The following is a 26,346-nucleotide window of genomic DNA, read 5'->3' as shown; positions in this document are numbered from 1 at the left end:
AGCGTTACTCCTTGTTTAATTAATATCCACTGACAAGACGATTAAAGTTTTCTTGATTTTTTTCTTTATAAACTCTCACAACGTCATCCCATGTAAAACCTGCAAATTCAATAATTTTGTAGAATAAATCCATCATCATTATTAAAGGTCTTTTCGCGCCAATAGAGTCCTTGTATTCGACTTTTCCAATAAGATGATTTACGTTCTTGTCCATATGGAAGAACGCTTTATTAAAACCGTTTATTTTAGTTTCTGTAATATAAATTGTTCGAAGCAGATTTTTGATTTTAAAGTCCATAGCAACCGACAACCAAAAGTGTAAAATATCAACCATTTCTTCTAAAAATGTATCTTTAGGTTGCTCAAATTTTGCGGACCACATTTTAAAAGAATTTGTTGCATTCCAGGCTTCATTCACTTCATTTTTTAGCGCGTAAACCTTGTTATACAGCATGTCATAGCGAGCATAATTTTCTTTATGCTTCGCTATGATATCCTTATCTAAAACCCTTTGCATTTGGAATAATTCCGTTAAATCTATAAATCGATTTTCCATGTAATTTCTCTCCTAGCCTTAAAATTTATCTATCTGAACGTTTTATTTTGTTAAACTTATCTACCAATCTAAAAGCGATCATAACTATCAATATACAGAATATTGAAACCACAAAACCCATGATTTAACCAGCCATATCTTCGGTAAAGAATAAAATCTCTAAATTTTCTATTGCAACCTCATATGTTTGATGTGAATTCATGATTTGTACAGTTGCTCTATCGTCTATTACGTGTAAAACGCGAGATGCATACACATCATCCGTTACAACATCACCAGAACGATACTCATTTGGCTTACGTCCCTTTTGAGCAAATACACGTCTTACACTTTCTTTGTTTATTTCTTCTACTGTTGCATATCTACATTTATCTGCATGGTTGTAGCCCCAATCACCATGTATCGCTCCTTCACATCCCCATGTTCCCCATAACTCTACTTTGTTGTTAAATGTATCTTTAATCACTCGTTTAACTTGTGTAATAACTTTATTATCCTTCAATTCGCATACAACCCATTGACCAGCAGTTACTTTCTTTTTATCAATTTGTAAATTCATTTCCTACCTCTCCTTTAGTTGAGTTCTTGAATTTCTTTCAATGATCTATTAGAAACTTCAATGTTACGAATCTTAAAATGATAATTCTTACGATATTTTTCACGGACTTTTAATGCAGCTTCTTCTTTTGTTTCAGCTTCACAAAATTCTAATTTGAATCCTGATTCCGTAACAATATCCACCATGTATGTATCTATTAATGGCTCATAAATAAAAGCATGGTCTATTGTGATTTGTTCAGTCATTTGACTCACCTTCTATCAGTGAGAGTGTAACTGTCATTTGATGCTCTAAAATACTCCCTATAACCGCATTCATCCATAGATGACTATCAATCTTTCCTTTTAAAAAAGTAATGAGTGTTAGTAGTTCTTGAGTCGAAAGAAAAATAAATTCCCCTAACTTCTCCTGGTTAAACTGACCGCCACGTTTTTCTATATTTAACGTAATGTTTTTTTCCTTTATTAATTTTTCAGCTGCAGCTAAATGAAAATGCCTTACTTTCTCACGGCCAAACCGAATTGTTAATTGTGTTAAAACATCTTTTAATACACGAAAATCTATTACTTTTACTTTTTGTTGCATACCACTATTACAGGCTTTACAAAGAACCTTTTCACTGCCTTCAATGTACATAGTGCTCACTTCCGATGGTTTTATCTCTTCACCGCAAATATCACACCATTCTCCTACATCACTAAAGATATCTACCATTTAAATCACTCCTATGATTTATAACGATTCAACACTTCTTTTAACTGTTTACGCTCTTCATCAGTAGATTGCGAGTGTTGTCTTTCTACTTCCATCTTGGTTGGCTCCGCATTTTCACGTAGCCAATCTGGAACAACTTCTGTTCTATTTGAACGATTTGGACTTAATCCATTAAATCGTTTGTTCTTGCTCATTTCGAAACGTCTATCTAATGCAGCAACATCATCTAATGTTTTTACTTTTTGTTTTTCCCAGCTTTTCAAAATTGCTTTAATATAATTCCACCTTGGCTTATTTTCATCGATAGCTTTGTTAGCAGCATGTTTAATTAATTCGCTACCAAACAAATCACAAAACTCTCCTAATTCCGTAATTGCAATTTCACTTAGTGGAATACCTTCACTTTTTAAAAAGTTATAACTGATCTTAAATTCTTCATCAACTAATACATGTGATTTTGATTCTTTATTATCATCATGATAATAATTAGTATTTTGTATATTAGTATTTAGTTTATTAGTACTTGGTATATTAGTATTTAGTAGTAGTGGATTTTCCACCGGAGGATTTCCCACCGGTGGGATTTCCACCGGTGGATTCTCCACTGGTGGAAAATCCGCCAGTGGCTCCTCTTGTGGAACTTCATGTATTACAGTTTCCCAACTAACAATTTTATTTTTATCATTCCTTATAGGAGCACGTTTCACATATCCATATTCTTTTAGTTCTTTCATACCGCTTTTCAAACTATCTATCCCATCTTTTGCGTGTGTAGCTAATTCTTCTCTATAAAACACCCAATCATCAGGAAGTGTGAGTATATAAGCTAAAATTCCTTTAGCTTTCCACGACAGCCTTTCATCCCTTAAACCGGTATTATTTATGACAGAATAATTTCTGTTTTTTTCTACTCTTATAATCCCCATAATACCTACCTCACAAATTCTTTAATCGGTGTTATAATTAACATGAAATATTTTTCTTAGAGGACCCGTTGCAGCGGGTTCTTTTTTATGAATTTCGTCGAATACTATCGACAACTTCTTTTCTTCCTCCCACTTCTTCCAAACGATCTGCTACTTCTAAAACTTGTTTTCTTTCTTTAGAAGAATCATTTTTTATTTTCTTGAAGTACATAGCTGATAACTCCTTTGATATTTCTAAATCTCTGCTATTTTGCTTTTGATATAAATCGTGAAGTTCAACATAAGCAATTTTGTCACCGTTTCTATTGGCTTGCTCCATTTGTTTATATAAAAGTTGTCGGTTCTGTATACATTCCTTACGCTCTTTTTCTAATTCTGATGCCATCATCAAATGTTCTGGAAGCACTCTGTTTTCGGTTCCCATTGTTTAAACGCTCACTTTCTAAACGATCACTTTCATTAAACTTTCGTTCAATGAAAGTACCGCCTTTATAAACTCCATACGCAAGTACCGCTATCCCTAATCCAAAGATACAGACATTCGTTGTACTTTCTACCGTTATAATGTCCATTAGGCTAAAATAAACACCTTTTTAGATTCCACTTCTTGTGATAATGCTTTATTTAGGTACTCTTTAATGTTATTCATTGCTTCTAATTTCCAAGCCCCACCGTCTGCTTCAAACAAACCACAACGAGCACCTTCACGCATTCTAAACACAAACTTACTTTCTGGTTGTTCTACTTCAACAAACGTTCGATATGGGCTTAATTGCACTGGATTAGGTACTTTCGCATTCCCTCTACTAGCAACGCCTGTTTTCACCGTTACAGCTTGTGATACACCGTCATCTCCAATTTCCTTTACATCTTCTTCTACAACGGTACCAACTACCTGTAAAACGATGTCGCGATGATTGTTTTGGACAAAACCTGATTGCAATGCAATATTAAATTCTTCTCTGTCATAAAAACTTCCAAAATTAAAACGTGGAATGGATGCTTGTGCTTCGATATAGGTACTTCTAGCCTTATCTCCATTAACCGCAGTAAAGCAACTTACCGTTGTTGGATTTACAATATGAATCATTACAGGTTCAGTTGTGTCAAATTCTGATTTCACATAACCTACTAAACCAGATAAACTACGGACTATAATCTCTGCTGGTGTTGGTTCTTGTACAAGATGTAATCGTTGTGTTGAATATGTCTGTTCACCGATTTTGTGTGTTTCGATTGTTCCAATCTCTAATACCTTTTCAATTGCTTCTCTTGTCATAGTCATTTTTTATTTCCCCTTTTTTTAATTAGATTTAGTTTTCAAATAATCGATTACTACTGTTTGCTTCTCAGCAGCTTGATTTTGTTCTTTCTCTTCTACTTCTTCTACAGGCTGTCCAACATCTGTTTTCACATCACCCTGTAGATCCATATAAAACTGTCCCTGGATCCCGGAAGCTAACTCTTGACCAACTAAATTTCCGTTTTGGTCCATATCTAATAAAATCTTAGACTCTACCGCTTCTGTTGGTGCTAGTTTCGAAGTTGCTTGAACCTGACAATTCCATACATCACGCTTTTTATCACCAGCAAACGAAAGTGTTAAAACAATTTTTCTTGCTTTTTTCGGATCAGTGTTTAAATCCGCCATATTTTCCATTACGCGCTCGAATTCTTGATGAAACCTTTCAGCAAGAGCTCCATCAGCAAACGTATTTAAATCAATCATGCCTTCCATATTAATTGCCTCCTACATTCTTTTAACAATCTAGATCGACATTACATTTTATAAATGCTATATCGTTATTTTTACTGTAAAATATACTTTTGAAGGGTGGTGATACATATGATAATCATAAATATGCTTGACGGTGAGAAAATTAAAATCCATGAAGATACTATCTTAGTTGGAATTAATAACTCATCGAAAACTGACAAACCTAGTGAAACACAGTTTTATCTTCAACAAGCCTACATAGGTAATAGGCAGGGCGATTTCGAAAAAGAAGGATCTGCATTAGAGACAGTAGATGAAAGATTAGGAATTGGTGGATTCCTACTTTCACATGATATGTTCGCAATCAGCGATAGTCTCGATGCTGATTTCTACTTCACATCCGCTGTTAAGTCAATTAGCATAGTCTAAAATTGTATTTGTGTGCTAGTTTACGAGCTAGCACACTATTTTCTTTTTCTAGCCTTTCCAATAATCCCGTACAATTTCACACAAACTCTTGATATAATTGCACTTCATCCTCTGGCACAAAAATAACTACCTGATAATCCTTTTCGTACTGATATTGAACTGCAGAATAAATATCTCTGAATTTATCGTTTGCTTCTGGAACTTGACCTGTTAAGGTTTTAAATCGAAAAACCTCAATCATCTTTTTCTCTTCCATTGTTTCTTCTCACCTAAACCTTTCTAAATCTCAACATCTACTTGTATTTCAATATTCATAGGGATTTCTTGCGTTACACGAATTGATTTTGGGCTTACACCTTTTTCAATCAACTTTTTAACTTCTTCTTTTGCAGCATCTTTTGAGTTAAATTCACTGATACCTGGAAAACCTGCGAAATTACTAGTAATCACTAAAATCTTTTGTTGCATGTTTGCTCCTCCTACTGAACTTCTGCCATATTTATTTGTGCATTTGTAGCTGTGATTTCTTCATCTAAGACGATTGGAATTGAATATTCTTCATTAATGATTTGAATTGCTCTATCTAAATGGTGACGTTTAATAGCTTTATAACTATTTACACCAAACTCTCTATGTAGTTGACTATAAATATCGCTATATAGTTTTTTTCTAAGGCTAACATCTTGATAAGCATTAGAATCTTTCCCACCTAGCAGAAGAACACCTAACTTCCTTACAGCTTTTGATACTTCATCACATTCAATAGCATATAAAGGCGCGTTTTCTCGTAAGTCCTTTACCTCAGACTTAATCTCCTGAATTTCCTGAGTATGTCCTTCTAAAGCTTGAAACGTTAACTTTAAAACACCCATTGGATCTGTAGGTATTTTTTGTTGATTTTGTATGTGTTGTTTCATTCGTTTGAACTCTTCAATAAACTTAATTTTCATTTGAACAGCTTCTTTTGTGTTGTAACTCATTGCAACCAACGTGAAAGCTTCTTCCGTCATATCAATTTTCGGATAATATCGACCTCTGCTCTCATAAGTTCGCTCCGAAAAATTGCTTAGCGAAAATTCATAACCCGCATATTCCATTTGTTTTCTAACGTCTCTTAAGACATCAGCGTGGTTTTTACGAAACACCTCAGCAATCATTAAACTATCTGTTACTACCTTTCCGTTAACTTCAAATACTAATCCAGTGTGTACTGGTGTTTCGTCCACTGCAGTTAATTGATCCATTTTTAATTCCTCCTAACTATAAACTTGAAATAACCTTAGTTTTATTCGTATTACGATGTACTAAATACAATTCATGATTTACTTTTTTAAAAATCAACCAATTATCGGGATTTAAATCGTATGATTTAATATGCATTTTTTCTTTTTTTGTTGGCTTTTTACCATTTTTCATTAATGTTAACCTCCTTATAATTCATCAAAATACTTATTAAGAAATTCTTTCATTTCCTTCGCTTTAAATAACCAACGATTATTTTTTTGTTTAGCAAAAATCTGTACTCTAGGATCACAAACGACATATTCCATTAACCAGTCATAACTTCTACTTGTTTCATATTGAAGTCTTTTCATATCCCACCAAGTGCCAATTCCCATATCAGCTAAACGTTCGTTAACTTGACGAGAAACTTCTTTTTGCAAATAGCTATCATCGATAATGACTTGCACTGTAGCTGTCATTATGAAGCCTCCTTAATATCTAATAGCTTTATTATTTTTTGTTTCACTTTCTTCCCTTTTCTCTTACCTAAAAGGATGTCAGATAGATAAGGACTTGAAATCCCTAGCATTTCCGCTAAATCTTTTTGTTTCATATCGTTAATAACAAGCCATGTTTTAACCTTTTTGTTAAACTTATCATCCATTCTTATACTCCTTTCTTATTTTTTAGCTAATTTTTTTAGCTTTTCATTGACATGTTCTATCCTAAAAGATAGAATTAAAACATAGCTAAACAAACCTACACTTAAAGCATTTAACGTTGGGGAACGTGGTATAACAGCTCTATTAAGTAGTGTTTTGGAAGCTAAATAAAATAGCTTATGAACACATATTACTATCCTAAAAGTTAGAAGTCAACACTTTTCTTACCTTCAGGATAGATATCGGTTTTAAGCTGAAACGGGTGAAGAATGAATGTCTATATTCCAAAGAGTTAAAGATCTTGCTACTGATTATGGGTTATCAATAGCCGAGCTGGAAAGAAAATTAAATTTCAGCCCAAATACACTATATAAATTAAAAACACAAAAACCGTCCATAGATAGGATAGAAGCTATAGCCAAATACTTTAATGTTTCGACTGACTACATTTTAGGTAGAACAGATAAAAAGTACTGGGAACTCACAGACAAAGATGAAAAGGATATTCAGAAAAAATTAGAAGAATTAATTGAAGACATGACTAAAGCCGACGCTCTCGCTTTCTCTAAAGACTCTGAACCAATGTCAGAGGAAACTAAGCAGTTATTAATTGTGTCATTAGAAAACTCTCTTAGATTAGGAAAACAAATGGCTAAAAAGAAATTTACACCTAAGAAATACAGAAACGAAGATTGATTGGAGTGGATCTAGTTGGTTTCAAAACAGCAAATCAATTTAAAAATAGACGAACTACTTAGACGATATAACACCAGAGATCCTTTCCTTATCGCTGAAGCAAAAGGTATAGTCGTTATCACAGAAGCCTTGGGGGATATTTACGGATACTACCACAAAGTATCTCGTATCCCTTTTATACATATTAACGAACGACTTTCATACCAAAACCAAGTCTTCACTTGTTTTCATGAATTGGGGCATGCTTTATTTCATCCAGATGAAAATACACCTAAATTATCCAAGGTGTCTCTTTGTTCTGAAATTCGTATAGAAGCTGAAGCAAACTATTTTGCAACGAGATTTCTTATCGATGGAAGTCATCATGATTACTACATACAAACAAAGCAAGAATTATTACAACATTATGGAATCCCTAAACAAATGGATAGATTTATTTAAAATCTATTATATATTTTTACACAAAAACAGAACAAACATTCTCATAACATATAGAATGGAGTGATTAAAGTGGCTAGTTTTAGAAAACGTAATGATAAATGGGAATATCGGATCAGGTATAAAGAAATGGGAAAATACAAAGAAACCTCCAAAGGTGGATTTAAAACAAAAAAAGAAGCTCAATTGGCTGCTGCTAAAATAGAAGAAAAATTAGTAAATGGGGGTAATATACAGGACAGTAACGTAACTTTTAATGAATATCTTTATGAATGGTTAAATGTCTTCAAAAAAGGAAATGTAGCTCCAAGAACTTACATGGTCTATGAAAAAAACATTAGGCTTCACATTTTACCTGTATTTGGAGAATTAAAGTTGAGAGATTTAACAAGAATCAAATATCAAAAATTTATAAACAGCCTATTAGAAAAGTACAGTAAAAAAACTGTAGAAACAATTAATGTCACAATGCACCATGCGTTAGATACAGCTGTTAACGAACTTGGGATTTTAGAAAAAAACCCAACTACAAAAATTAATTTAAGAACAACTCGTGTTTCCACAAAAAATGATGATATAAAATGCTACGATATAGATGAACTACATCAATTCTTAACTTACATTCTTAATGAGAAAGGAGGTTTTAAATACTATTCTTTATTCATGTTTCTATCTCGTACAGGTCTACGCATTGGTGAATGCTTAGCCCTTCAATGGGAAGATATTGATTTTGCAGAACAAAAATTATTCATCAACAAAACATTAATCACTACCAAAAGAAATGAAAAAATCTTATTCGGTCCACCTAAAAATAGAAGCAGTAAACGAACTATCTCTTTAGATTCTTCTACCATATCTCATTTAAGAAAAATGAAAATAGAGCAGAATAAAAACACTTTGAAGAATGGTAAATATTATAAAGAATATAATTTTGTATTTACACATGAAGATAATTCTTGTATGCTACACCCAGCAACCCTAAAGTTCTTACAGCAAGCTTGTAAGAAAGGAAATTTTAAATACATTACTTTACATGGATTTAGACATACACATGCTGTTCACTTATTACAAAGTGGGGCAAACCTTAAATATGTTTCAGAACGTTTAGGGCATTCCTCTATAGACATGACTGCAAATGTGTATCTTCACATAACAAAATCTATAGAGGAAACTGCCGTAAACCAATATGACGAGTTTTTAAAATCTCGTGGGCAAATTGTGGGCAAGTAACTTTATCAATACACTAAAGTCACTTGTCACGATAGGTTTCAAACTTAGGTTTATAGAACGAACGATTATCAAGTGCAAAGACACGCTCTGTGTATTCGCCTGGTTTTGTGCGTCCTAATGCACGATCCATCATGTTCATTTTTGCATCTAAGTTATCGATGTAGTGCAGAATTTCTGCTTCTTTTACTAATGGTGGTTTTGGGCTACCCCATTCTGCTTTTCCGTGGTGAGAAAGGACGATGTGTTGAAGAATTAATACTTCTTCTGCATCGATGTTCAGCTCATCTGCCGCTTTACCAATTTCGTTCACCATAATAGAAATATGGCCTAGTAAATTTCCTTCTAACGTATACGTTGTAGAAATTGGGCCAGATAATTCGATTACTTTACCAAGGTCATGTAAAATAACGCCTGCATATAGTAAGTCTTTATCTAAAGATGGGTATAGATTTGAAATAGCTTTCGCTAAATCAAGCATCGATACGACGTGATAAGCTAGTCCAGATACGAACTCGTGATGATTTTTCGTCGCTGCTGGATATTCTAAAAATTCGTTTTGATGCTTATTTAATAAATGTCTTGTTAGACGTTGAATGTTCGGATTTCTCATTTCGAATATGTATTGCGTAATTTTTTCAACCATATCTTCTTTTTTCACTGGTGCTTTTTCTACGAAATCCGAGATATCTGTTACTTCATTTTCATTCGCAACACGGATTTGTTTCACACGTAATTGAATACGTCCTTTGTAGTTTAAAATATCACCAGCTACTTTAACGATTGTTTCTGCTACATATTGTTTCTCAACTTCTGGCGATACGTCCCATAGCTTCGCTTCAATATCTCCACTTGGATCTTGTAAGATTACTGTTAAAAATGGTTTCCCATTGCTTGCGATACCTTTTGTCGCTGTTTTAATTAACAAGAAAACATCGACTTGTTCACCAACTTCATATTCTGCAATTTTCTTTTTCATTCGAATTCCTCCACCATATCAGTTACTTTTAGTATAGCATACTACAACTCATTTTCTTTACGCTTATGCGTTAATTTTATAATCTGTTTTTCTGTAAAATACGTTAATAAATGCGCATGACATGTAAAGAAGATAACTTGTCTATCTTTCGCAATTTCCTTTATTAGTTCAATCGTACGATTCGTCCTTACCGCATCAAAATGCACGAAGCTATCATCAATAATAAATGGATAATCATGCTCAAATGTTTTCGCTAATGCAAATCTCAGCGATAAATATAACTGCTCTGCTGTCGCTTGGCTTAGTTCATGACTGTAAAAACGCATACCGTCATTACGCTCAACGATGAACGGTTCTGCCTCTGACGGTGAAAAGATTTTACTATATCGTCCGCCTGTTAAATACACAAAGTACTCTTCTGATTTTTGTAAAATACGAGGAAGATGTACTTCATGATAATATTGCTTCGTTTTCGTTAATACTGTCTTTGCGGCCGCATAAGCAGCCCACTTCTTCACTTGTTCACGCACTTGCGCTTTTTTCATTTCCCATTCGTGCAGTAAATCACCGTACGTACTACCTTCTTCTAAATTCGCGATTTCCATACGATGTTTCGCAATACGCTCTGTCAGTTCTTTCTCTTTCATAAGACAATTTTGCGCAGCTGTCATTTCTTGCTTTAATTTTTCATCATAACCGTCAGCCTCATAATGTTCAGCTAATGATAAACTCGTTAAACGCTGTTCTAACAGATCAATTTGCGGTAATAAACGCCCGACTTGCTGCGCAGCATCTTCACGTTTTTCTGCCAGTTTACCTGCTTTTAAAAACATCTCTTCATCTGTAGAATGTGCGATATGCCATAAACTATCTCGTTCTACTAACAGTTGTTTTAATTGCTCTTGCATGAACTCATATTCTTCTTGCCATTCCACAAGCTTCTCTTTTAACTGCTTACAAGTTTGGCGCTTTTCTTTCTCATTTTGCATACGGATTTGCGCCTCGTGCAGCTTACTATACTCCGCACTACCAATAACAGTTTCTAGTTTATGTTCAAATTGCGAAATCATTTCATATAATGAAGATTTCCGCTCACTTTGTTTCTCTAACTCGCGATATAATTGCTGCATTTTTCCCATACGCTCAAACGCCGGCAATATGTGTGCATACGTATAAAATTCAGGGAACATATAGCGCACTTTATACACATCGACTTGTTCTCCCGCCTGGAACTTTTCTCTCTCCCATTCCTCATACGATGAAACGACTTTATCATACGCTCGTTCCAACTGCTGTAACTTATACGACTCGCGCTCAAATAACTTCCGAACCTCTTCATCTTTTTCTAACTGATAACGAACAGACATCGCTTCTTCACTTTGTCTCCCGCCAGCACTTTGCTGAAGTGTAAGGAACTCTTCTTGTAATCCACTTGATGGATCTTTATATAAAACAAGGGCGAGAACAATCCCTACAAAAACAATGACACTAATAAATAAGAGCGCTCGGTTATCTATAAATAAGCTTGTGAATAAAACAAGCGTGTTAATAAGAAGTAACAGAAGACAAACTCTTTGCCACTGCTTTTTCTTTTGCTTAGCTGCTCCTGCTTTTTCCTCATACTTACGCTTCATTCTCTCTGCGCCCATACCGATAAACGCCGCATCTTGGAATGATTTCTCTTTCTCAACTAACACATTTCTCTCTTCATCCACTAACATTTGTTTCTTAATCTGTCTTATATTTTCTTCTTGTTCTTCTAATTGCTCTTGCGCTACTTTAAAACGATCATCAAGCTGTGCTTTTTGCGTTTCTAATTCACGCGCCTTTTGCACTGTTTGCGTAATTAACTCTTTCGTTGCCAAACTCATATCAAACGACAGAACTGTTTCCTTTTCAAAAGTAGCACCAATTTGTTGTTCTAGTTCTGCGATTTCTTCTTTTATATTCGTAATACTTCCTGTCATATCACGCATTTCTTGGCGTGCATTTTCGTAAGACATATGCTGCATACGAAGTTCTTCTACATAACTTTCTTTTTGTAAAAAATCCTCATCTATTTGAATTGATTCTATTTCCGATTGCACATTCTCAATTTTTTTATAGAGCGAATCAACTTGTAATTGGAGCGGCTCCATCTTCGCTTTAATTGCTTCATAACGCGCCATTCCGTTTACAGGAAACTGCCCGCTCTCGTTCTCTAACACTTTCTCATGCGCACGTTTTTCAATAACGAGTGGCTCAAGCGCTGCTAATATTTCATAATCTTGCTTTCGTTTTTCTGCACTCTCTTTTTCCCCGCGAACAGAAGCAAGCTTCTCTTCACTTTCTTTTAACTGCTCCACTTGTTTTTCATACGTGCCGATTTTCCCTTGCCACTCTTTCATCTTCTCTTCAAGTTTCTTCATCTCTTGCAATGACACGTTAATTTCTGGTTTACGACCACTCGGCTTGAAGCGCTGGTCCATTTCTTTTTCTAGCTTTTTATCTAACTGCAATAGCGCATCACTTCCGACTGCACTTGCCGAAAATAAATAATTGCCAATATCCGCTTCGCCGAGCTGATGAATGTTTTGAAGGCCATGCATATCAAATGAAAAGACAGATTCAAATAAACTTTCATTCATCCCGCTTAATATATCGTTTAAAATTTCTTCTCCGCCCGTTTTCCCGTCTTCAAAATAAACGATCACCTCGCCAGCTGCCGTCTTTGGCAATCGCTCAATTTTCAAACGACCGTACTGCTCCGTTTGCACAATGATCGCACCGCCATATTTTCCGCCTTCTTTCGGCTCATAACGGCGCTGTCCTCTCGTCGGAAAACCGAATAAAATACTTTTCATAAATGAGCGAATTGTCGATTTCCCCGCTTCATTTTCACCGTATAACACTGTCAGCAAGGAAAGATCCATTTCCACATTTTCTAATTTTCCGTACCCATAAATATGGAGTTTTTCAATTCTCATTTTTTATCCCTCTCTTGCTGGAATAATTGTTCTAAAATAATATTTTCTGCTTCCTTCTGAATCTCTTTCTTCTCTTCTTCTGTAAAAGATTCAATACTATTACGCGCTACAGGAGATGTCCAAATAGTTCGCAATACTCCGTCCATATTAGTGAAAGCTTCTAACTCCTTTAGCACACTACCGACGAAATGATTTTCCGCTTTCAAACGTTCGATTTCCGCAAAAGAAACCGTCTCATTTTTCCACTTCATCGCATATACGAAGTCTTTTCGCTCTTCTCCAGATGCTAAAATGTGAAAAATCTCTTCCACACGCTTTTCGTCGCGCAAATAAGGGGAAAGTGGGCCTTGTCCTGTAAATACGACAGTTAATAACGTACCTTCCTCTTCTCTTCGGCATTCATTCATCGCAGTAGATATGCTTGTCATAAGTTCATCAACAGTTTCAAGTCCATCAATACAAACTTCGATTTCATCCCATACAACATCTGCCGTATGGAAAAATGAACACTGCGTTCCTTGTTTCGTAAGTTCAATAAGGTACGCACCCTTCTCGCCTGTTTCCTTACGATGACGACCTTGTATGTTCCCTGGATAAATAATGTATGGTTCTTCTGATAAAATTTCACGTTTATGTATATGGCCAAGAGCCCAATAATCAAACTGTTTTTCTTTCAACTCACGAATTTGAAACGGTGCATAGCGGTTATGCTCTGCATCTCCTTCCACACTTCCGTGAAGCATACCAATATGAAAAGTCGCATCACTCATTTTCGTATACTGCGCTGTCATATTATCCGTTACCGCTTGCTGCAAATAACTAAAACCATAAATAGAAGCTAATAGCTCACCATTTTTATAAAATGATTTCTCTTCTACATAAGGCTCAGTAAATACATGAACATTTTCCGGAAACTCAATTGCTGCCCAGCTTCCCCCTAAATGATCATGGTTACCGTGAATAATAAAAACAGGGATATTGTATTGCGAAAGTCTCTTCATTTGCTCACGCACAAACACTTGCGCCCTCAAACTTCTCGTCTCCGCATCATACAAATCCCCAGCTAGTAATACGAAATCAACGCGCTCTTGAATCGCTTTATCAACAATACGCTCAAATGATTCAAACGTACTTTGCTTCATTCTCTCCCAAACAGACTGCGCAACATTCATCTCCATCCCTTTAAACGGACTATCCAAATGCAAATCAGCCGCATGTATAAACTTTACTTGTTTCACAAATAACGATCCTTTCTATCTTTCAAAAGTTTCATTTTATCAAAATTAAAATCGCTGAAAACTAATAATTATCGAGAATAAAAATATTCTCGATGATTAAAGTTTCATTCTATTTTACCACGCAATGTCATATATTTCTTTGCATATTGTAGCATTTTATGCCAAAATAATTATAAGATTCTGATTTTAATTATTGGAGGGAATTTTCATGGGAGTATACGTTCTAACAGTCTTTGAAAAAGATGGTTCAAAAGCATTAGACGAATCATTCGAGGCGGCAACTGAAAAAGAAGCAAAAGCAAAAGGTGAATCTATTTTACAAGAAAAAGGATTGTATGAAAAAACACATCGCTGTACATCTACTGCAGGTAAGCTCGTTTTATTCCAGCGCTAAAAAAAGAAGCGTCATCCGCTTCTTTTTCACTCTACTATATCTTCGTCACACCACGTAAACACCACATCTAGAATGCGATTACCGATACGTACGCGTTTATTCCATTTACCTGTTTGGATCTGATGTTGCAATTCTGCTTTCATCTTTTCCGTCCAGTCGTGAATCGTTTCACTACCGTCGTACGGATATACGCCTGGAAACTCTTCCTGCAGTAGATGCAAGCTCTCTGCATCAAAATGAAAATGGAAGAAGTAGTTTGCTGTAAGCGATGGTTCTTGCAATTGTAAAAAATGATCATCAATTTGCTTTCTATTTCGATAGAAAGTAAAGATATTCACTTTACCGCTAGTAATTTGGTCAATTTGAATTTCGTGCTTCTCTATAATCACGTCTTGTCCACCTCGTTGTATACTATCTTTAGTATATATGTCTTTTGCAACAAAGTTAACCATTTTCGCGCGAAATTCATTTCCTTCATTATAATTCCTGTACCTCCATATGTAATCAGGATAAATAAAAACAAAGTTGAAGGGGAGCGATCACATGTATTTCGGAAGCAAAGGTTGGTATGTAAAAGAACTTAAAAAATTAGGTATCCGTACTTATGAAGGTAAAAAACTAGAATCTTATCGTACGCATGTGTTGTCTAGTTTACTTGAGAGAATGAAGAAGGCTTCGGCTTAATAGAATAGCAAGAAGTAAACCTGAATATTGGTAAATGATAAAAAACACCTCCTAAATTCGCATACTAAGTATGCAAATTAAATGGAGGTGTTTTTATTAGTTTCACTTTTTCAGGGGCTCTTCAGTTTTCATAAAATATTTTTTGTTTCCGCTGAAACGGATAAGTTTTAATCTCAGCTGTATCTAAATTTTCATGGAATAAATGAATAGCTATAATTTGTCTACAATCGTAGGTATGGTAATAATATGTTCCAGATTCCATACACATTGCACTCGTATAGATGGTATTATCTAATGTTCCGTCTTCTGTTATTACTGCCCCTTTAGGGACCTCACAATTTGATAAGATATGAAAAATAGCCGATATCCCCTCTTCTTCGTTCTCTATACCTTGAATGTTTTGTTTGCCATATGCTGCCCGCACAAATCTTGATGGCGGGGTAAAATCTCCAGGAAGTCCCATCGTTCCTGAACCTTGGCCAAAAGCACTTAATGGTACATCTCCCCACTCCGTTGGCGCAAATGGCTGCGATTTAAGTCCAATATATTGTCTTAAATTTTGTAAATGCCAATTAAACTCCGGACTATTAGTCATCACTCCTAATGGATTGTCATACATTTTTAGTCCATCAGTTGTCGGCTCAAGTACAATACAATCTCCCCATTTATCTGCTAAAATCCAATGTAGCGGTGGGGTAATTCCTAAAACTGGTAATGGTATATCTATAAGGGAAATGTTATCAACAGATTTTTTTAACTCTTCAACAGAATTAAATTGCGTGAGGCTCCAAGCCACAAAATCAAATGGCGCTAAATTCGTTTTATGGTTATCTATACTGTTACTATAAGTAGCGAATCCCGGGAAATAGAGAGTGGCACACGTCATACCAGCTTCATTTACTCCGTCCGCCATAATGACCCTTCCTTCATGATTAATTCCCATTCCGACAACAGCCTTTTTCGCTCGGATAGTTTCACCAGTTATATTGTTCCACTGATAACGCCGAGGAATGATTATTACTTCCTGATTCATATCTAATGTGAAATCCATTGTTCTCGCAAAAAGATGTTGGAAATTTTTAGTTTGTAACGTCAAACTAGTACACATGAAGAAATCCCCCCATTTTATAGTTATATACACATTTTATAAAATTCTGATAAATACGTAAATTAAAAAACCTATTTATCACTAACAAAGTAACCACCCAAACTAAAAATGCTATAATAAACCCAATCAAACTAAGGGGGCACATTTATCTTGCAAGGAAAACACATTCAATTTCACAAGTTCGGCAACCCAAAAGATGTACTACAAGTTGAATATAAAAATATAGAACCACTGAAAGATAATGAAGTTTTCGTCCGTATGCTAGTTAGACCGATTAATCCATCTGACTTAATTCCCATTACCGGAGCGTACGCACATAGAATTCCGTTACCTAACATACCTGGTTATGAAGGTGTTGGTATTGTAGAAGATGTTGGCGCGGGCGTTACGAGAGAGCTTATCGGTAAACGTGTTTTACCGTTACGCGGAGAAGGTACTTGGCAAGAATATGTGAAGACGCCAGCTGATTTTGTAGTTCCTATTCCTGATTCTATCGATAACTTTACAGCTGCACAAATGTATATTAATCCCCTTACGGCGTGGGTTACTTGTACAGAAACGTTAAACTTACAGAGTAATGACGTTTTATTAGTGAATGCTTGTGGGTCCGCTATTGGGCATCTATTTGCGCAGTTATCCCAAATTTTAAATTTCCGATTAATTGCCGTTACAAGAAATAATAAGCATACAGAAGAATTACTGCGCCTTGGTGCTGCATATGTAATTGATACTTCCACTGCCCCGCTTTATGAAACTGTTATGGAATTAACAAACGGGATTGGTGCGGATGCTGCGATTGATTCCATCGGAGGACCAGATGGAAATGAATTAGCTTTCTCCTTACGTCCAAACGGGCATTTTTTAACGATCGGTCTTCTATCAGGAATACAAGTGAACTGGGCCGAGATTGTCACGAAAGCAAAAGTACACGCAAACATATTTCATTTACGACATTGGAATAAAAATGTGTCAGCATATAAATGGCAGGAGACGTTTCGTCACTTAATTCGTCTAGTAGAAAATGAACAATTACGTTTTATGAAAGTCCATTCTACATATGACTTAGCGGATGTGAAAGCGGCAGTTGATGTTGTGCAGTCCGCTGAGAAAACGAAAGGGTAACTAACTGTTACGATTTATTTAACCAATTATAACGAAAGTTAATTAAATATATCAGTAAGCCCTGCTAGTCAAGTGATTGGCTAGTAGTGAGGGTTAACTGCGGGCAATCCCTAAAGCTGATTGAACTACAACGTGGCTAGAAATAGTGAGCGTGAATGTCGCGAAAGCAGAAAAAATCAATCAGATGGTGCAAGGTTAAATCCTAAACACTAGAACAATGGGTCTTCCGCCTCGAATCATCTAAGTCAAAAGTGATAAGATGAACGTTCAACGACTATCTCGTATAACTGACGAGAGTACATCACAAGCCTATGGTGGTGGAAAAATCCTCTATCTTTAATTAGATAAACATATAGTCTGCGCTCATGTGAAAACATGAGAAGTTCATAAGAGAACTGGCTAAGGAATTGCGCCCTTAGTTGAACGAGATACATTTAATTAAATCTATCAAACCTCATTGAATATATCGAACGTATGTGCTATGGTGGATTCAATGAGGTAAGAATAATAATGAAATTTTTACGAGTTAGTCAAGTATCAGAATTAACAGGTTTGCATCCGAGTAGTCTCAGGAGAATGCTGGTGGAACACGCTACGATTCAGAAGAACAAATCTTTCATTAAAGGAGTTACATTCTGATGATATTGGCGAAGAAAGTTAGACTGATTCCAACGCCTGAACAAGAAAAAGTGCTTAAAAAACATGCTGGTGCTGCAAGATTTGCTTATAACTATTGTAAAAGAATAAGTGATAGATATTATAAGCTATTTGGAAAATCTGTTTCACAGTTAGCTTTACAGAAACGATTTACAAAGATCAAGAAGCGAAAGAAATATGAGTGGTTAAAAGACATTAATGCACAAGTTCCTAAACAGGCTTCAAGAGATTTTGATGCGGCGAGAAAAAATTCGTTCAAAAAGTACAAAAATGGTTCTCACACTTCTTATAAATCCAAAAAAGATGTAATCCAAGGATTTTATGCTAATTATGAAAGACTGATTATAGGAAAGAAAGTAGTTCACATTCAGTCTATTGGAGAAGTGAAAACAAGCCAACAACTACCAAGAAATAAAAAACCATCCAATCCAAGAGTTACCTTTGATGGTCGTCACTGGTGGATTAGTGTAGGGTTCCAAGAAGACTTTGAATTACAAGAACTAACCAATGAGTCAATCGGTGTGGATGTTGGTTTAAAAGAGCTTTTTGTAGCTTCTAATGGTATGAAAGAACGAAATATAAACAAAGATGCCAAGGTTAAAAAACTTTTGAAAAGGAAAAAGTCAGCACAAAGAGATATGTCTAGAAGATTTAAAAAAGGTGTGAAAATTCAATCTGCTGGATATGAAAAAGCGAAAGCTGAGCACCTGCGGTTATCTAGGAAAATTATGAATATCCGAAATAACCATATCCATCAAGCAACAGCTAAATTGGTGAAAACCAAACCAATGAGGATTGTTGTGGAAGACTTATCTATCTCAAACCTGTTAAAAAACAAAAAACTATCGAAAGCATTTTCATTTCAAAAATTAAACTTCTTCTTTCAATGTTTATCATACAAGTGCGAGAAGTATGGCATTGCGTATGTAAAAGCTGATAAATGGTTCGCTTCAAGCAAGATTTGTTCATGTTGCGGCGTAAAATACGACCATTCAGTTCAACCAGAAGGACAGTGGAGTTTAAAAATACGTGAGTGGTGTTGTGTTTCATGTAATAGCCATCACGATAGGGATGTAAATGCTGCGATAAATTTATCAAAATGGGTAAAATAAATGCTTGATAATAGGAGGTAACGATACTGCCTCGTGTGGAGTGTTATACCCCTCGTCCCTTTGGGGCTGCGAGAACACTTTGAAGTACTAACTTGTGTAAATTTGATTGAATTGTATAGATTTAGTTAAGTTTATCGTATCGGAAAGTGTTTTTGACGAGTTATTAAATGCAAAAGAAGAAGTCTTTTGCATTTACCTTTTAAATAGACTAGATAGTACGTTTAGTAGTCTATAATTGTAAATTTTTGGTACAATTATATTGAAAGGTAAAAGGAGCTTCTAACATGTGGTTCATTTCGGCAATTTGGCCTATTATACTAGTCGGGGGAATTGTAGTATTTGTAATAAAAAGATTGGAACATAAATATAAGCACGGCAAATTAGGTAAGAAAAAATCAAAAAACACTCAAATTTTATTAGACAGTTTAATACCAATGGCAATGCTTTTAGGGTGTTTGATCGGTATTATTGTCGGCATATTTTCTCCTGATTCTTTACTACTTTCAATTAGTTTAGGATCCGGAATAGGCTATTTATTTGGTTTTTTCGCCTATGAAATTTATAGCAAGACAGGAAACAATTTTTCCTAATCCAAAAGGAATAAGCGGGACAGTACATAGTAATCATATAAAATATGTAACTGTCCTTTATTTTTGCATCAATGTTATCACCTTACCTTTCGCCTACTATACACCTCTTTTATTGATTTTTCTCTCCTTCCCTTTTTGCATATCCGCTTTTTTATTTTCATTGGATCTATATCCAAAGTAAAGTAGCGCACATGTAATAACAGAACCTACAATGTAGCCTAAAAAACATCCTAACCAAAACATAGTGTAACCGCCTCCATTCATAATAAATTTTATGTAATATAACTCTTTACATACTCCATCGTTTATTTTTATCAACTATACACTTTCTAAAATTATTCATACCACTAATTCTCTTCATATCTCAAATAGCAATTTTATTATTTGTCATAAAGTTAACACCTTCTTTAAATACAAAAAATTCCATTTCATCACTTTTTCTTAAGAAATAATATACTACATTTGAAATAAGCGAGCTAGTACATCGGCCCTTCTCTATTTTAACTTTAGTCATGAACAAAAGAAAAATAAAAACCCCCTCAAAGCATAAACTTCAAGGGGTGAGCCTGTTTTTTATTTACTTATATACGTACAGCTGTACCACTTACAGCAACCATTAACATTCCATCACGAACAACTTCGTAATCTACGTCAACACCAACGACAGCGTTCGCACCTTTTTGTTTTGCAAGTTCTTTCATTTCATCCATTGCGATATCACGTGCTTCTTTTAGTTTGCTTTCGTAAGAACCAGCACGACCACCGACAACATCACGAACAGAAGCGAATAAATCGCGGACAATATTTGCACCCATAATAGCTTCACCATTTACAATATCGATATACTCAATAATTTCTTTACCTTGAATTCCAGACGTTGTTGTTACAATCATGACTGACACTCTCCAAATAAGTTGTAGTTTGAATAAGCTTTCTTATGTCTTTATTATGACATGGAAAAAGTAACTAAACTATTGAATTACCTTACAGGAGTGTGACAATTTTGTAAGAATGAAACGGCTATTATTTAATAAAGCGCTTTTACGTTAGGATACATAAACGATTTTCTATTTTCTTTCCAATCCTTTTCCACTTCTTTAAAGGTTGGTCGCCCTAATTCTTCATTGTTTTCCTGTTTACTAAACCATTTCTTTACATACTTCTCTCCATTTTTATTTTGAACCGTACAAAAGAAACTATTACTACTATCCTTTAATATTTTTACAATCACGAAAAGACACCCCTTCTCTCTTAAACTTGATCTTTTACTATAAGCCCTTCCTCTCTTATAGTCATACGACTCCTCGGCCGCGCCAAAGTTGTAAGATCAAAAACGATATTCACTATGTTTAATATGTGACGTACATATTATTTAAAGAAATCAGAGTTATAAACATTATGCTTATCAAATATTTTATAGATTTCTAACTTATCATCTAATTTTGCATCTACTAAAATTAATATATTTCCATCGTAAATGTATTCTTCATACTTTTTAGCATGTTCTTCTGGAATTCCTAATCCGATAAATGCTCCTATTAAACTTCCAGCTCCTCCGCCAATACCGGCTCCCCCAATAGCTGCCGCGATAGGTCCCGCTGCTACAATTGGGCCCAGTCCAGATACGGCAAGTACACCAAGACCTGTTAATAAACCACCGAGTCCGCCTGCTACTCCTCCTGCTACAAGCCCTGTTGCTGAAAAGATATCTGCTTTATGTGCAGTTTCATTCTTAACTTTTTCACCGGATTTTTCTTCAAGGTGTTCAATTTCCTTTTGATCCTTTGCAATAGCTGAAATGTTATCTGCTGAGTATCCTTTTTCATTTAATTCATTAATAACGAGTGCCGCATCATCAATTGTTCTAAAGACACCTACTATTTTTCTATCTACATTCATAACTATTAACCTCCTAAAGTTTTATATAATGTATCTTTATTTTTCTTCATTTCTGTATACACTAATCTTCTTATTAACATAACCATTTACGAAAAAAGCGAATAGTAAAAGCACTACAAGTGAACTACTTAACAAGTAAATTAAATCAAATGTAATATCAATCATCATTTCATTCATGTATACCAGGCTCCTTTTTATTTAAAGTAAAAGTATATTTTGATAGACTAATCTACTAAACATAGACATCTTACAATTCATCTTCAGTTAATCTCTTTGTAGTATATGTATACCCTTCCTAACCTTTTCTAAACGTAAAAAACTATAATTATATTTTTTCTTATTTATATGTTTAACACTTTTTAAAATGGGTATGTTTATATTGTTATGCTTACTATATGGAAAGGAATATTACGATGAACGCCATTCACTCTACTACTATTTCTTATAATGAAACACCTACAATAACTCAGATTCATCATTTTTATGCTTTAATGACAACATTTCAAACGAATGTATTTATAAGTAAACACGGAACACTTACTTCTATTAAAAACTTAAGCACATTAGTATCCTTTTTCCTTACCGTAAAAAAGAGAGAGCTTGTATTATTTATCTTTGAAGGAATAGATGCAAAAAAAGCTTTAAGAACACTCTTTCCTTCTTAAAAGTTTTGTTATCCCCTATTCCCTCGATTGTTACTTTTCATATATAGTTTTATATTTCAAAATGATTTCCTCTATGAAAAACGAGCCCCCTAATACAATAGGGGGATTTCTAGTTTGGCCTTACGAAAACTGATATAATATATATTACGTTTTCATTCTTTACGATTGAAAACTTTTAATAATCTTGAAGGTAGGAATTTCTAATGAAATCGAAAGCAAAATTTAGTATTCGTTACAAAATTATGGCTGGTTATTTAGTTATCATTTTGTTCTTACTTATTTCTTTCATTATGTTAAACAATGGGATTTCCAGTTTACAAAAATCTCGTAATTTTATTATTGATCACGATTTTAAAGTTCTTAATTTAACGAATCAAGTGGAGAAAGATTTACTAACAATTGAAAATAAAGCGAAAGGATTTATCACTTCTAATGATACAAATTACGTTCAATCCCTTAACGCTGCGGAAAAGGATTACGAAAAACATTATCAAAATCTTTTAGCTCTATTAGAGGATAACCCTTCTCAGCAAGAAAAATTAAAACAGATTAATGAAAACATTAATAATTGGGTTAATAAAGAGATTCACCCATTCATTACGAATCACAATAGTAATAACGTACAAGCAATCGACACGACTCAAATTCAATCATTACAATCGCAACTAACTAACTTCCGTAGTGTAGAGGAGCAACTAACGAAAAAAAGAGCTGCACAATTAGATACTGAGAATAATAAATTAGAGATTTGGTTATACAGCTTATTGTTCTTACTTTCTTGTATTTCCATTATCATTTCACTCTATATTTCGAATTCCATTACAAAAACGATTAAAAATGTAATTCAAGTTATTAAATCCATTTCTTCTAAAGAAAAAATTACGGAAAGAATTCATGTGAACAGCCATGATGAAATAAAAGATTTGGCTCATACAACGAACCATTTACTAGACGAAATATCGAAAAGAGAGTGGTTGCAAACTGAGCTTGCAGAATTAATTTTAATGTATCAAGGTGTATCTTCTATTGAGATGTTAGGTAACAAAATTCTTAGTGGAATGATACAAAAAACGCAAACTTCTTGCGGTGCATTTTATGTACGTGAAGAAATTGAAGAAACTGTCTACTATGTGAAAAAAGCTTCTTTCGCCGGTCAAGGTCCTGATGTTGGAAAACAGTCCATTAAAATGGGTGAAGGCTTAATTGGGCAATGTGCTTTAGAAAAACAAAGCTTTATTCTTCGAGAAATACCAGAAGAATTTCGTTATGTTACTAGCGGATTATTAGAAATACGCCCTAAAAACCTACTAGTCATCCCTATCTTATTTGAAGATGAAGTGATCGCAGTGATGGAGTTAGTAAGTGTAACTGAGATTTCAGACTTACATCAAGAATTAATTCAACAAACCGTTGATAATCTAGGTTTAACAATCCATAGCATTATGGGACGTATGCGAATTCAAACCCTTTTACATGAATCACAAGCAATGACAGAAGAGCTGCAAGTTCAATCAGAAGAATTACAAACGCAAGCTGAAGAACTACAAATGCAAGCCGAAGAATTACGAACAACGAATGAACAACTAGAGTCTAGAACGGAAGAGGCGGAGCAAAAGACAGCTGACTTACAAATTACTAAATCAGAATTAGAAGAAAAAGCAAGTGAGTTATTACGTAGCTCAAAATACAAATCAGAATTTCTAGCAAATATGTCTCATGAATTACGCACACCGTTAAATAGTATTTTACTATTATCTGAAATGTTAAAAGAAAATCATGATAATCATTTATCCGACGATGAAATTGAATTAGCAACTGTCATTCATTCATCAGGAAAAGATTTACTTACTTTAATTAATGACATACTTGATTTATCGAAAGTAGAAGCTGGGAAACTAGATGTGATTTTCGAAGCAACGAATATAAGTGATATGGCAGCAAGTATGCATCAAAACTTCTTACATATCGCTGCACAAAAAAATGTCGAATTTACGATTAAAGACAGTGACACCATTCCGGATTTGTTTTATACAGATGCAAAACGGATTGAGCAAATTATTAAAAACTTATTATCCAATGCATTTAAATTCACCGAAAAAGGATCCGTTTCTTTACATTTCGATTCAATAGAAATAAGTAATTTGAGTCATGATATGCAGTCTATAAGTAATGATTGGATGAAAATTTCGGTAAAAGATACTGGTATTGGTATCTCTAAAGAACAGCATCAACTTATTTTCGAAGCCTTTCAACAGGCAGATGGTGCAACGATTCGAAAATATGGTGGTACAGGCTTAGGATTATCTATTTGTAAAGAGTTTGCTAGACTGTTAGGTGGTTGGATTACGTTAGAGAGTCATGTAGGAGAAGGCAGTACTTTCACTGTATATATTCCTAACCTTCCAAATGGATTAACTGATATACAAGTATCCAATTTAGAAGTTGCAGCAACGATAGAAGATGTTATTCCTGCTGAAGTTGTGGAGGAAACTATCGTTACTACCGAAACAAATAACGTCTTCCAAGAGAAAACTATTTTAATTGTCGATGATGATCACCGAAATATATTTGCATTACAAAATGCATTAAAAAAACAGCATGCCAACATTATTACTGCCCAAAACGGCATAGAGTGTTTAGACATACTAAAAAACAATACAAATATTGACCTTATTTTAATGGATATTATGATGCCGAATATGGACGGTTATGAAACGATGGAACATATCCGAATGAACTTAGGGTTAAGTGAAATACCTATTATCGCATTAACTGCGAAAGCAATGCCAAATGATAAAGAGAAATGTTTATCTGCTGGCGCTTCAGATTATATAAGTAAACCATTAAATTTACATCAACTCTATTCGGTAATGAGTGTATGGTTAATAAAATAAGTGAGGTTTAGTTGGAGTGGAAAATAAGTATTATAATTTTGATCCATCTGTAGATATGGATAAGCGCATGAACTTAGAAATTGAATTACTATTGGAAGCGGTATTTAAACTATCTGGCTTCGATTTTCGCCAATATGCTCGCACATCTATTTATAGAAGAATTTGTAATAGAATGCAGATCTCTAATATTCCAACCATTTCAAAGTTAATTGAAAAAGTAATTCATGAGGAAGGGTTTTTAGAACAGTTATTAAATGATTTCTCCATTAACGTAACTGAAATGTTTCGTAACCCTAATTTTTTTAAAGCGCTAAGAGAGCATGTCATTCCTGAATTAAAAAAGTATCCTGAAATTAGAATTTGGCACGCCGGATGCGCAACTGGTGAAGAAGTATTATCCATGTCCATCTTACTTCACGAAGAAGGATTAAGTGAAAAAGCTGTTATTTACGCAACAGATATGAATACAAATGTGTTAGAAAAAGCAAAACAAGGTATCCTTCCGTTAAATAAAATGCAAACTTATACGAAAAACTATTTACAAGCTGGCGGTACACAAGCATTTTCTAACTATTATTCAACAGATAATCGTTTTGCTTATTTTAATCCATCACTGTTACAAAACATTATTTTTGCACAGCATAATTTAGTAACTGATCAATCTTTTAACGAATTTCATATTATACTTTGCCGTAACGTTTTAATTTACTTTACGAGTAAACTTCAAAACCAAGTACAGCAACTATTTTATGAAAGTTTAGGTCACAACGGATTCCTATGTTTAGGAAATAAAGAAACTCTTCGTTTTTCCGATATAATGCCGCATTATATCCAATTTAATCCGAACGAACAAATCTATCAAAAAATACAATAAAAGCGTATGAAATCCT

The 26,346-nt window shown here is 34.5% G+C and carries 37 protein-coding genes; 12 read left to right on the top strand and 25 right to left on the bottom strand.

Annotation, left to right across the window (positions count from 1 at the left end; translation table 11 throughout):
• Positions 1-19: 19 nt before the first annotated feature.
• The 9 genes from MHB52_RS05685 to MHB52_RS05645 form a co-directional block, all read right to left on the bottom strand.
• On the bottom strand, positions 20-556 hold the full coding sequence (locus tag MHB52_RS05685; RefSeq protein ID WP_061663628.1) for a dUTP diphosphatase: 537 nt from the start codon (positions 554-556) through the stop codon (positions 20-22).
• A 124-nt stretch (positions 557-680) separates the two neighbouring features.
• Entirely contained in the window at positions 681-1,115 is a 435-nt protein-coding gene (locus MHB52_RS05680; RefSeq protein ID WP_061663629.1) for a hypothetical protein, read from the bottom strand.
• Between the two features lie 14 nt (positions 1,116-1,129).
• Positions 1,130-1,360: a hypothetical protein gene (locus tag MHB52_RS05675; protein ID WP_061663630.1), complete on the bottom strand. Its 231-nt coding sequence runs from the start codon at positions 1,358-1,360 to the stop codon at positions 1,130-1,132.
• Positions 1,353-1,829, bottom strand: coding sequence for a hypothetical protein (locus MHB52_RS05670; protein WP_061663631.1), 477 nt, complete (start codon positions 1,827-1,829; stop codon positions 1,353-1,355). The genes MHB52_RS05675 and MHB52_RS05670 overlap by 8 nt, the downstream gene beginning before the upstream one ends.
• Positions 1,830-1,840: 11 nt before the next feature.
• Entirely contained in the window at positions 1,841-2,755 is a 915-nt protein-coding gene (locus MHB52_RS05665) for a DnaD domain protein (protein ID WP_061663632.1), read from the bottom strand.
• Positions 2,756-2,840: 85 nt separating this feature from the next.
• Positions 2,841-3,179 (bottom strand): hypothetical protein, encoded by a 339-nt coding sequence (locus tag MHB52_RS05660; RefSeq protein WP_042597302.1) that lies wholly within the window; start codon positions 3,177-3,179, stop codon positions 2,841-2,843.
• Positions 3,112-3,327, bottom strand: a complete 216-nt coding sequence (locus MHB52_RS05655; protein ID WP_061663633.1) for a hypothetical protein — start codon at positions 3,325-3,327, stop codon at positions 3,112-3,114. Before MHB52_RS05655 ends, MHB52_RS05660 begins: the two co-directional genes overlap by 68 nt.
• Positions 3,327-4,040: a hypothetical protein gene (locus MHB52_RS05650; RefSeq protein ID WP_061663634.1), complete on the bottom strand. Its 714-nt coding sequence runs from the start codon at positions 4,038-4,040 to the stop codon at positions 3,327-3,329. The genes MHB52_RS05655 and MHB52_RS05650 overlap by 1 nt, the downstream gene beginning before the upstream one ends.
• Before the next feature lie 18 nt (positions 4,041-4,058).
• Complete coding sequence (locus tag MHB52_RS05645; protein ID WP_061663635.1) at positions 4,059-4,493, bottom strand: hypothetical protein; 435 nt, start codon at positions 4,491-4,493, stop codon at positions 4,059-4,061.
• A 108-nt stretch (positions 4,494-4,601) separates the two neighbouring features.
• Here MHB52_RS05645 and MHB52_RS05640 point away from each other — a divergent pair, with 108 nt between their 5' ends.
• On the top strand, positions 4,602-4,901 hold the full coding sequence (locus tag MHB52_RS05640; RefSeq protein ID WP_061663636.1) for a hypothetical protein: 300 nt from the start codon (positions 4,602-4,604) through the stop codon (positions 4,899-4,901).
• 76 nt (positions 4,902-4,977) lie between these two features.
• Here the strand turns inward: MHB52_RS05640 and MHB52_RS05635 are convergent, their stop codons facing one another.
• Genes MHB52_RS05635 through MHB52_RS05610 form a run of 6 tightly spaced genes read right to left on the bottom strand, consistent with a single transcriptional unit; the run spans position 4,978 to position 6,789 of the window.
• The gene (locus MHB52_RS05635; protein ID WP_253703422.1) at positions 4,978-5,157 is read right to left on the bottom strand and encodes a hypothetical protein; all 180 of its coding nucleotides are present in this window, start codon (positions 5,155-5,157) and stop codon (positions 4,978-4,980) included.
• A 23-nt stretch (positions 5,158-5,180) separates the two neighbouring features.
• Entirely contained in the window at positions 5,181-5,369 is a 189-nt protein-coding gene (locus MHB52_RS05630) for a hypothetical protein (protein WP_061663637.1), read from the bottom strand.
• A gap of 11 nt (positions 5,370-5,380) precedes the next feature.
• Positions 5,381-6,145 (bottom strand): ORF6C domain-containing protein, encoded by a 765-nt coding sequence (locus tag MHB52_RS05625; RefSeq protein ID WP_061663638.1) that lies wholly within the window; start codon positions 6,143-6,145, stop codon positions 5,381-5,383.
• 16 nt (positions 6,146-6,161) lie between these two features.
• Positions 6,162-6,317: a DUF6906 family protein gene (locus MHB52_RS05620; protein ID WP_172797015.1), complete on the bottom strand. Its 156-nt coding sequence runs from the start codon at positions 6,315-6,317 to the stop codon at positions 6,162-6,164.
• Between the two features lie 14 nt (positions 6,318-6,331).
• Positions 6,332-6,604, bottom strand: coding sequence for a DUF771 domain-containing protein (locus tag MHB52_RS05615; RefSeq protein ID WP_061663639.1), 273 nt, complete (start codon positions 6,602-6,604; stop codon positions 6,332-6,334).
• A complete protein-coding gene (locus tag MHB52_RS05610; protein WP_061663640.1) occupies positions 6,604-6,789 on the bottom strand; it encodes a helix-turn-helix domain-containing protein in 186 nt (61 codons plus the stop codon). Before MHB52_RS05610 ends, MHB52_RS05615 begins: the two co-directional genes overlap by 1 nt.
• A gap of 271 nt (positions 6,790-7,060) precedes the next feature.
• Here MHB52_RS05610 and MHB52_RS05605 point away from each other — a divergent pair, with 271 nt between their 5' ends.
• The 3 genes from MHB52_RS05605 to MHB52_RS05595 all read left to right on the top strand — a co-directional run bounded on the left by MHB52_RS05605 (position 7,061) and on the right by MHB52_RS05595 (position 9,151).
• Positions 7,061-7,483: a helix-turn-helix domain-containing protein gene (locus MHB52_RS05605; RefSeq protein WP_061663641.1), complete on the top strand. Its 423-nt coding sequence runs from the start codon at positions 7,061-7,063 to the stop codon at positions 7,481-7,483.
• Positions 7,484-7,498: 15 nt separating this feature from the next.
• Positions 7,499-7,924, top strand: a complete 426-nt coding sequence (locus tag MHB52_RS05600; RefSeq protein ID WP_061663642.1) for an ImmA/IrrE family metallo-endopeptidase — start codon at positions 7,499-7,501, stop codon at positions 7,922-7,924.
• 69 nt (positions 7,925-7,993) lie between these two features.
• Positions 7,994-9,151: a site-specific integrase gene (locus MHB52_RS05595; RefSeq protein ID WP_061663643.1), complete on the top strand. Its 1,158-nt coding sequence runs from the start codon at positions 7,994-7,996 to the stop codon at positions 9,149-9,151.
• Between the two features lie 19 nt (positions 9,152-9,170).
• Here the strand turns inward: MHB52_RS05595 and yhaM are convergent, their stop codons facing one another.
• Genes yhaM through MHB52_RS05580 form a run of 3 tightly spaced genes read right to left on the bottom strand, consistent with a single transcriptional unit; the run spans position 9,171 to position 14,331 of the window.
• Positions 9,171-10,127: a 3'-5' exoribonuclease YhaM gene (yhaM, locus tag MHB52_RS05590; RefSeq protein ID WP_061663644.1), complete on the bottom strand. Its 957-nt coding sequence runs from the start codon at positions 10,125-10,127 to the stop codon at positions 9,171-9,173.
• 41 nt (positions 10,128-10,168) lie between these two features.
• Positions 10,169-13,093: an ATP-binding protein gene (locus tag MHB52_RS05585; protein WP_061663645.1), complete on the bottom strand. Its 2,925-nt coding sequence runs from the start codon at positions 13,091-13,093 to the stop codon at positions 10,169-10,171.
• Complete coding sequence (locus tag MHB52_RS05580; RefSeq protein WP_000815710.1) at positions 13,090-14,331, bottom strand: metallophosphoesterase family protein; 1,242 nt, start codon at positions 14,329-14,331, stop codon at positions 13,090-13,092. Before MHB52_RS05580 ends, MHB52_RS05585 begins: the two co-directional genes overlap by 4 nt.
• 208 nt (positions 14,332-14,539) lie before the next feature.
• On the opposite strand from MHB52_RS05580, the gene MHB52_RS05575 reads away from it, so the two are divergent.
• Complete coding sequence (locus tag MHB52_RS05575) at positions 14,540-14,725, top strand: YhzD family protein (protein WP_000539552.1); 186 nt, start codon at positions 14,540-14,542, stop codon at positions 14,723-14,725.
• 26 nt (positions 14,726-14,751) lie between these two features.
• Here the strand turns inward: MHB52_RS05575 and MHB52_RS05570 are convergent, their stop codons facing one another.
• Positions 14,752-15,114 carry a hypothetical protein gene (locus tag MHB52_RS05570; protein WP_000582773.1) on the bottom strand — a complete coding sequence of 121 codons (363 nt, stop codon included), beginning with the start codon at positions 15,112-15,114 and terminating at the stop codon, positions 14,752-14,754.
• Positions 15,115-15,268: 154 nt separating this feature from the next.
• Between MHB52_RS05570 and MHB52_RS05565 the strand changes: the two genes are divergently transcribed.
• Positions 15,269-15,409, top strand: coding sequence for a YflJ family protein (locus tag MHB52_RS05565; protein WP_000273536.1), 141 nt, complete (start codon positions 15,269-15,271; stop codon positions 15,407-15,409).
• Positions 15,410-15,530: 121 nt separating this feature from the next.
• On the opposite strand, the gene MHB52_RS05560 is transcribed toward MHB52_RS05565, so the two are convergent.
• Positions 15,531-16,517, bottom strand: coding sequence for a choloylglycine hydrolase family protein (locus MHB52_RS05560; protein WP_000337592.1), 987 nt, complete (start codon positions 16,515-16,517; stop codon positions 15,531-15,533).
• A gap of 150 nt (positions 16,518-16,667) precedes the next feature.
• Here MHB52_RS05560 and MHB52_RS05555 point away from each other — a divergent pair, with 150 nt between their 5' ends.
• The 3 genes from MHB52_RS05555 (at position 16,668) to MHB52_RS05545 (ending at position 19,998) form a co-directional block, all read left to right on the top strand.
• Positions 16,668-17,639: a zinc-dependent alcohol dehydrogenase family protein gene (locus MHB52_RS05555; RefSeq protein ID WP_061663646.1), complete on the top strand. Its 972-nt coding sequence runs from the start codon at positions 16,668-16,670 to the stop codon at positions 17,637-17,639.
• Positions 17,640-18,277: 638 nt separating this feature from the next.
• Positions 18,278-19,408: an RNA-guided endonuclease InsQ/TnpB family protein gene (locus tag MHB52_RS05550; protein WP_061663647.1), complete on the top strand. Its 1,131-nt coding sequence runs from the start codon at positions 18,278-18,280 to the stop codon at positions 19,406-19,408.
• 284 nt (positions 19,409-19,692) lie between these two features.
• Complete coding sequence (locus MHB52_RS05545) at positions 19,693-19,998, top strand: hypothetical protein (protein WP_016117357.1); 306 nt, start codon at positions 19,693-19,695, stop codon at positions 19,996-19,998.
• Between the two features lie 96 nt (positions 19,999-20,094).
• Here MHB52_RS05545 and MHB52_RS05540 read toward each other — a convergent pair whose 3' ends face one another.
• The 5 genes from MHB52_RS05540 to MHB52_RS05520 form a co-directional block, all read right to left on the bottom strand.
• Entirely contained in the window at positions 20,095-20,241 is a 147-nt protein-coding gene (locus tag MHB52_RS05540; RefSeq protein WP_000498633.1) for a hypothetical protein, read from the bottom strand.
• 338 nt (positions 20,242-20,579) lie between these two features.
• Entirely contained in the window at positions 20,580-20,891 is a 312-nt protein-coding gene (locus MHB52_RS05535; RefSeq protein ID WP_000637512.1) for a YbjQ family protein, read from the bottom strand.
• Positions 20,892-21,025: 134 nt separating this feature from the next.
• Positions 21,026-21,229: a DUF4028 family protein gene (locus MHB52_RS05530; protein WP_061663648.1), complete on the bottom strand. Its 204-nt coding sequence runs from the start codon at positions 21,227-21,229 to the stop codon at positions 21,026-21,028.
• Between the two features lie 137 nt (positions 21,230-21,366).
• Positions 21,367-21,897, bottom strand: coding sequence for a general stress protein (locus MHB52_RS05525; protein ID WP_061663649.1), 531 nt, complete (start codon positions 21,895-21,897; stop codon positions 21,367-21,369).
• A gap of 36 nt (positions 21,898-21,933) precedes the next feature.
• Entirely contained in the window at positions 21,934-22,074 is a 141-nt protein-coding gene (locus MHB52_RS05520) for a hypothetical protein (RefSeq protein ID WP_001004567.1), read from the bottom strand.
• Positions 22,075-22,310: 236 nt separating this feature from the next.
• Here MHB52_RS05520 and MHB52_RS05515 point away from each other — a divergent pair, with 236 nt between their 5' ends.
• The 3 genes from MHB52_RS05515 (at position 22,311) to MHB52_RS05505 (ending at position 26,330) form a co-directional block, all read left to right on the top strand.
• Positions 22,311-22,562, top strand: a complete 252-nt coding sequence (locus tag MHB52_RS05515; protein ID WP_000991358.1) for a hypothetical protein — start codon at positions 22,311-22,313, stop codon at positions 22,560-22,562.
• 203 nt (positions 22,563-22,765) lie between these two features.
• Positions 22,766-25,456, top strand: a complete 2,691-nt coding sequence (locus MHB52_RS05510) for an ATP-binding protein (RefSeq protein ID WP_061663650.1) — start codon at positions 22,766-22,768, stop codon at positions 25,454-25,456.
• Positions 25,457-25,472: 16 nt separating this feature from the next.
• The gene (locus MHB52_RS05505) at positions 25,473-26,330 is read left to right on the top strand and encodes a CheR family methyltransferase (protein ID WP_000429024.1); all 858 of its coding nucleotides are present in this window, start codon (positions 25,473-25,475) and stop codon (positions 26,328-26,330) included.
• Positions 26,331-26,346: the final 16 nt, after the last annotated feature.

Origin of the sequence: Bacillus sp. FSL K6-0073, from assembly GCF_038006085.1 — a bacterium.
Taxonomy (GTDB): Bacteria; Bacillota; Bacilli; order Bacillales; family Bacillaceae_G; genus Bacillus_A; species Bacillus_A cereus.
This window is presented reverse-complemented; position numbering and strand designations above follow the sequence as displayed.

Excerpts from the sequence above, each read along its gene's own strand:
- MHB52_RS05575 (WP_000539552.1), top strand. The coding sequence starts at position 14,540 with ATGGGAGTATACGTTCTAACAGTCTTTGAAAAAGATGGTTCAAAAGCA.
- MHB52_RS05655 (WP_061663633.1), bottom strand. The coding sequence starts at position 3,327 with ATGGACATTATAACGGTAGAAAGTACAACGAATGTCTGTATCTTTGGA.
- yhaM (WP_061663644.1), bottom strand. The coding sequence starts at position 10,127 with ATGAAAAAGAAAATTGCAGAATATGAAGTTGGTGAACAAGTCGATGTT.
- MHB52_RS05565 (WP_000273536.1), top strand. The coding sequence starts at position 15,269 with ATGTATTTCGGAAGCAAAGGTTGGTATGTAAAAGAACTTAAAAAATTA.
- MHB52_RS05535 (WP_000637512.1), bottom strand. The coding sequence starts at position 20,891 with ATGATTGTAACAACAACGTCTGGAATTCAAGGTAAAGAAATTATTGAG.
- MHB52_RS05635 (WP_253703422.1), bottom strand. The coding sequence starts at position 5,157 with ATGGAAGAGAAAAAGATGATTGAGGTTTTTCGATTTAAAACCTTAACA.
- MHB52_RS05545 (WP_016117357.1), top strand. The coding sequence starts at position 19,693 with ATGTGGTTCATTTCGGCAATTTGGCCTATTATACTAGTCGGGGGAATT.
- MHB52_RS05585 (WP_061663645.1), bottom strand. The coding sequence starts at position 13,093 with ATGAGAATTGAAAAACTCCATATTTATGGGTACGGAAAATTAGAAAAT.
- MHB52_RS05520 (WP_001004567.1), bottom strand. The coding sequence starts at position 22,074 with ATGAATGAAATGATGATTGATATTACATTTGATTTAATTTACTTGTTA.
- MHB52_RS05640 (WP_061663636.1), top strand. The coding sequence starts at position 4,602 with ATGATAATCATAAATATGCTTGACGGTGAGAAAATTAAAATCCATGAA.
- MHB52_RS05560 (WP_000337592.1), bottom strand. The coding sequence starts at position 16,517 with ATGTGTACTAGTTTGACGTTACAAACTAAAAATTTCCAACATCTTTTT.
- MHB52_RS05645 (WP_061663635.1), bottom strand. The coding sequence starts at position 4,493 with ATGGAAGGCATGATTGATTTAAATACGTTTGCTGATGGAGCTCTTGCT.
- MHB52_RS05525 (WP_061663649.1), bottom strand. The coding sequence starts at position 21,897 with ATGAATGTAGATAGAAAAATAGTAGGTGTCTTTAGAACAATTGATGAT.
- MHB52_RS05550 (WP_061663647.1), top strand. The coding sequence starts at position 18,278 with ATGATATTGGCGAAGAAAGTTAGACTGATTCCAACGCCTGAACAAGAA.
- MHB52_RS05510 (WP_061663650.1), top strand. The coding sequence starts at position 22,766 with ATGAAATCGAAAGCAAAATTTAGTATTCGTTACAAAATTATGGCTGGT.
- MHB52_RS05540 (WP_000498633.1), bottom strand. The coding sequence starts at position 20,241 with ATGTTTTGGTTAGGATGTTTTTTAGGCTACATTGTAGGTTCTGTTATT.
- MHB52_RS05665 (WP_061663632.1), bottom strand. The coding sequence starts at position 2,755 with ATGGGGATTATAAGAGTAGAAAAAAACAGAAATTATTCTGTCATAAAT.
- MHB52_RS05515 (WP_000991358.1), top strand. The coding sequence starts at position 22,311 with ATGAACGCCATTCACTCTACTACTATTTCTTATAATGAAACACCTACA.
- MHB52_RS05615 (WP_061663639.1), bottom strand. The coding sequence starts at position 6,604 with ATGACAGCTACAGTGCAAGTCATTATCGATGATAGCTATTTGCAAAAA.
- MHB52_RS05620 (WP_172797015.1), bottom strand. The coding sequence starts at position 6,317 with ATGAAAAATGGTAAAAAGCCAACAAAAAAAGAAAAAATGCATATTAAA.
- MHB52_RS05630 (WP_061663637.1), bottom strand. The coding sequence starts at position 5,369 with ATGCAACAAAAGATTTTAGTGATTACTAGTAATTTCGCAGGTTTTCCA.
- MHB52_RS05650 (WP_061663634.1), bottom strand. The coding sequence starts at position 4,040 with ATGACTATGACAAGAGAAGCAATTGAAAAGGTATTAGAGATTGGAACA.
- MHB52_RS05660 (WP_042597302.1), bottom strand. The coding sequence starts at position 3,179 with ATGGGAACCGAAAACAGAGTGCTTCCAGAACATTTGATGATGGCATCA.
- MHB52_RS05605 (WP_061663641.1), top strand. The coding sequence starts at position 7,061 with ATGTCTATATTCCAAAGAGTTAAAGATCTTGCTACTGATTATGGGTTA.
- MHB52_RS05685 (WP_061663628.1), bottom strand. The coding sequence starts at position 556 with ATGGAAAATCGATTTATAGATTTAACGGAATTATTCCAAATGCAAAGG.
- MHB52_RS05670 (WP_061663631.1), bottom strand. The coding sequence starts at position 1,829 with ATGGTAGATATCTTTAGTGATGTAGGAGAATGGTGTGATATTTGCGGT.
- MHB52_RS05675 (WP_061663630.1), bottom strand. The coding sequence starts at position 1,360 with ATGACTGAACAAATCACAATAGACCATGCTTTTATTTATGAGCCATTA.
- MHB52_RS05610 (WP_061663640.1), bottom strand. The coding sequence starts at position 6,789 with ATGGATGATAAGTTTAACAAAAAGGTTAAAACATGGCTTGTTATTAAC.
- MHB52_RS05625 (WP_061663638.1), bottom strand. The coding sequence starts at position 6,145 with ATGGATCAATTAACTGCAGTGGACGAAACACCAGTACACACTGGATTA.
- MHB52_RS05680 (WP_061663629.1), bottom strand. The coding sequence starts at position 1,115 with ATGAATTTACAAATTGATAAAAAGAAAGTAACTGCTGGTCAATGGGTT.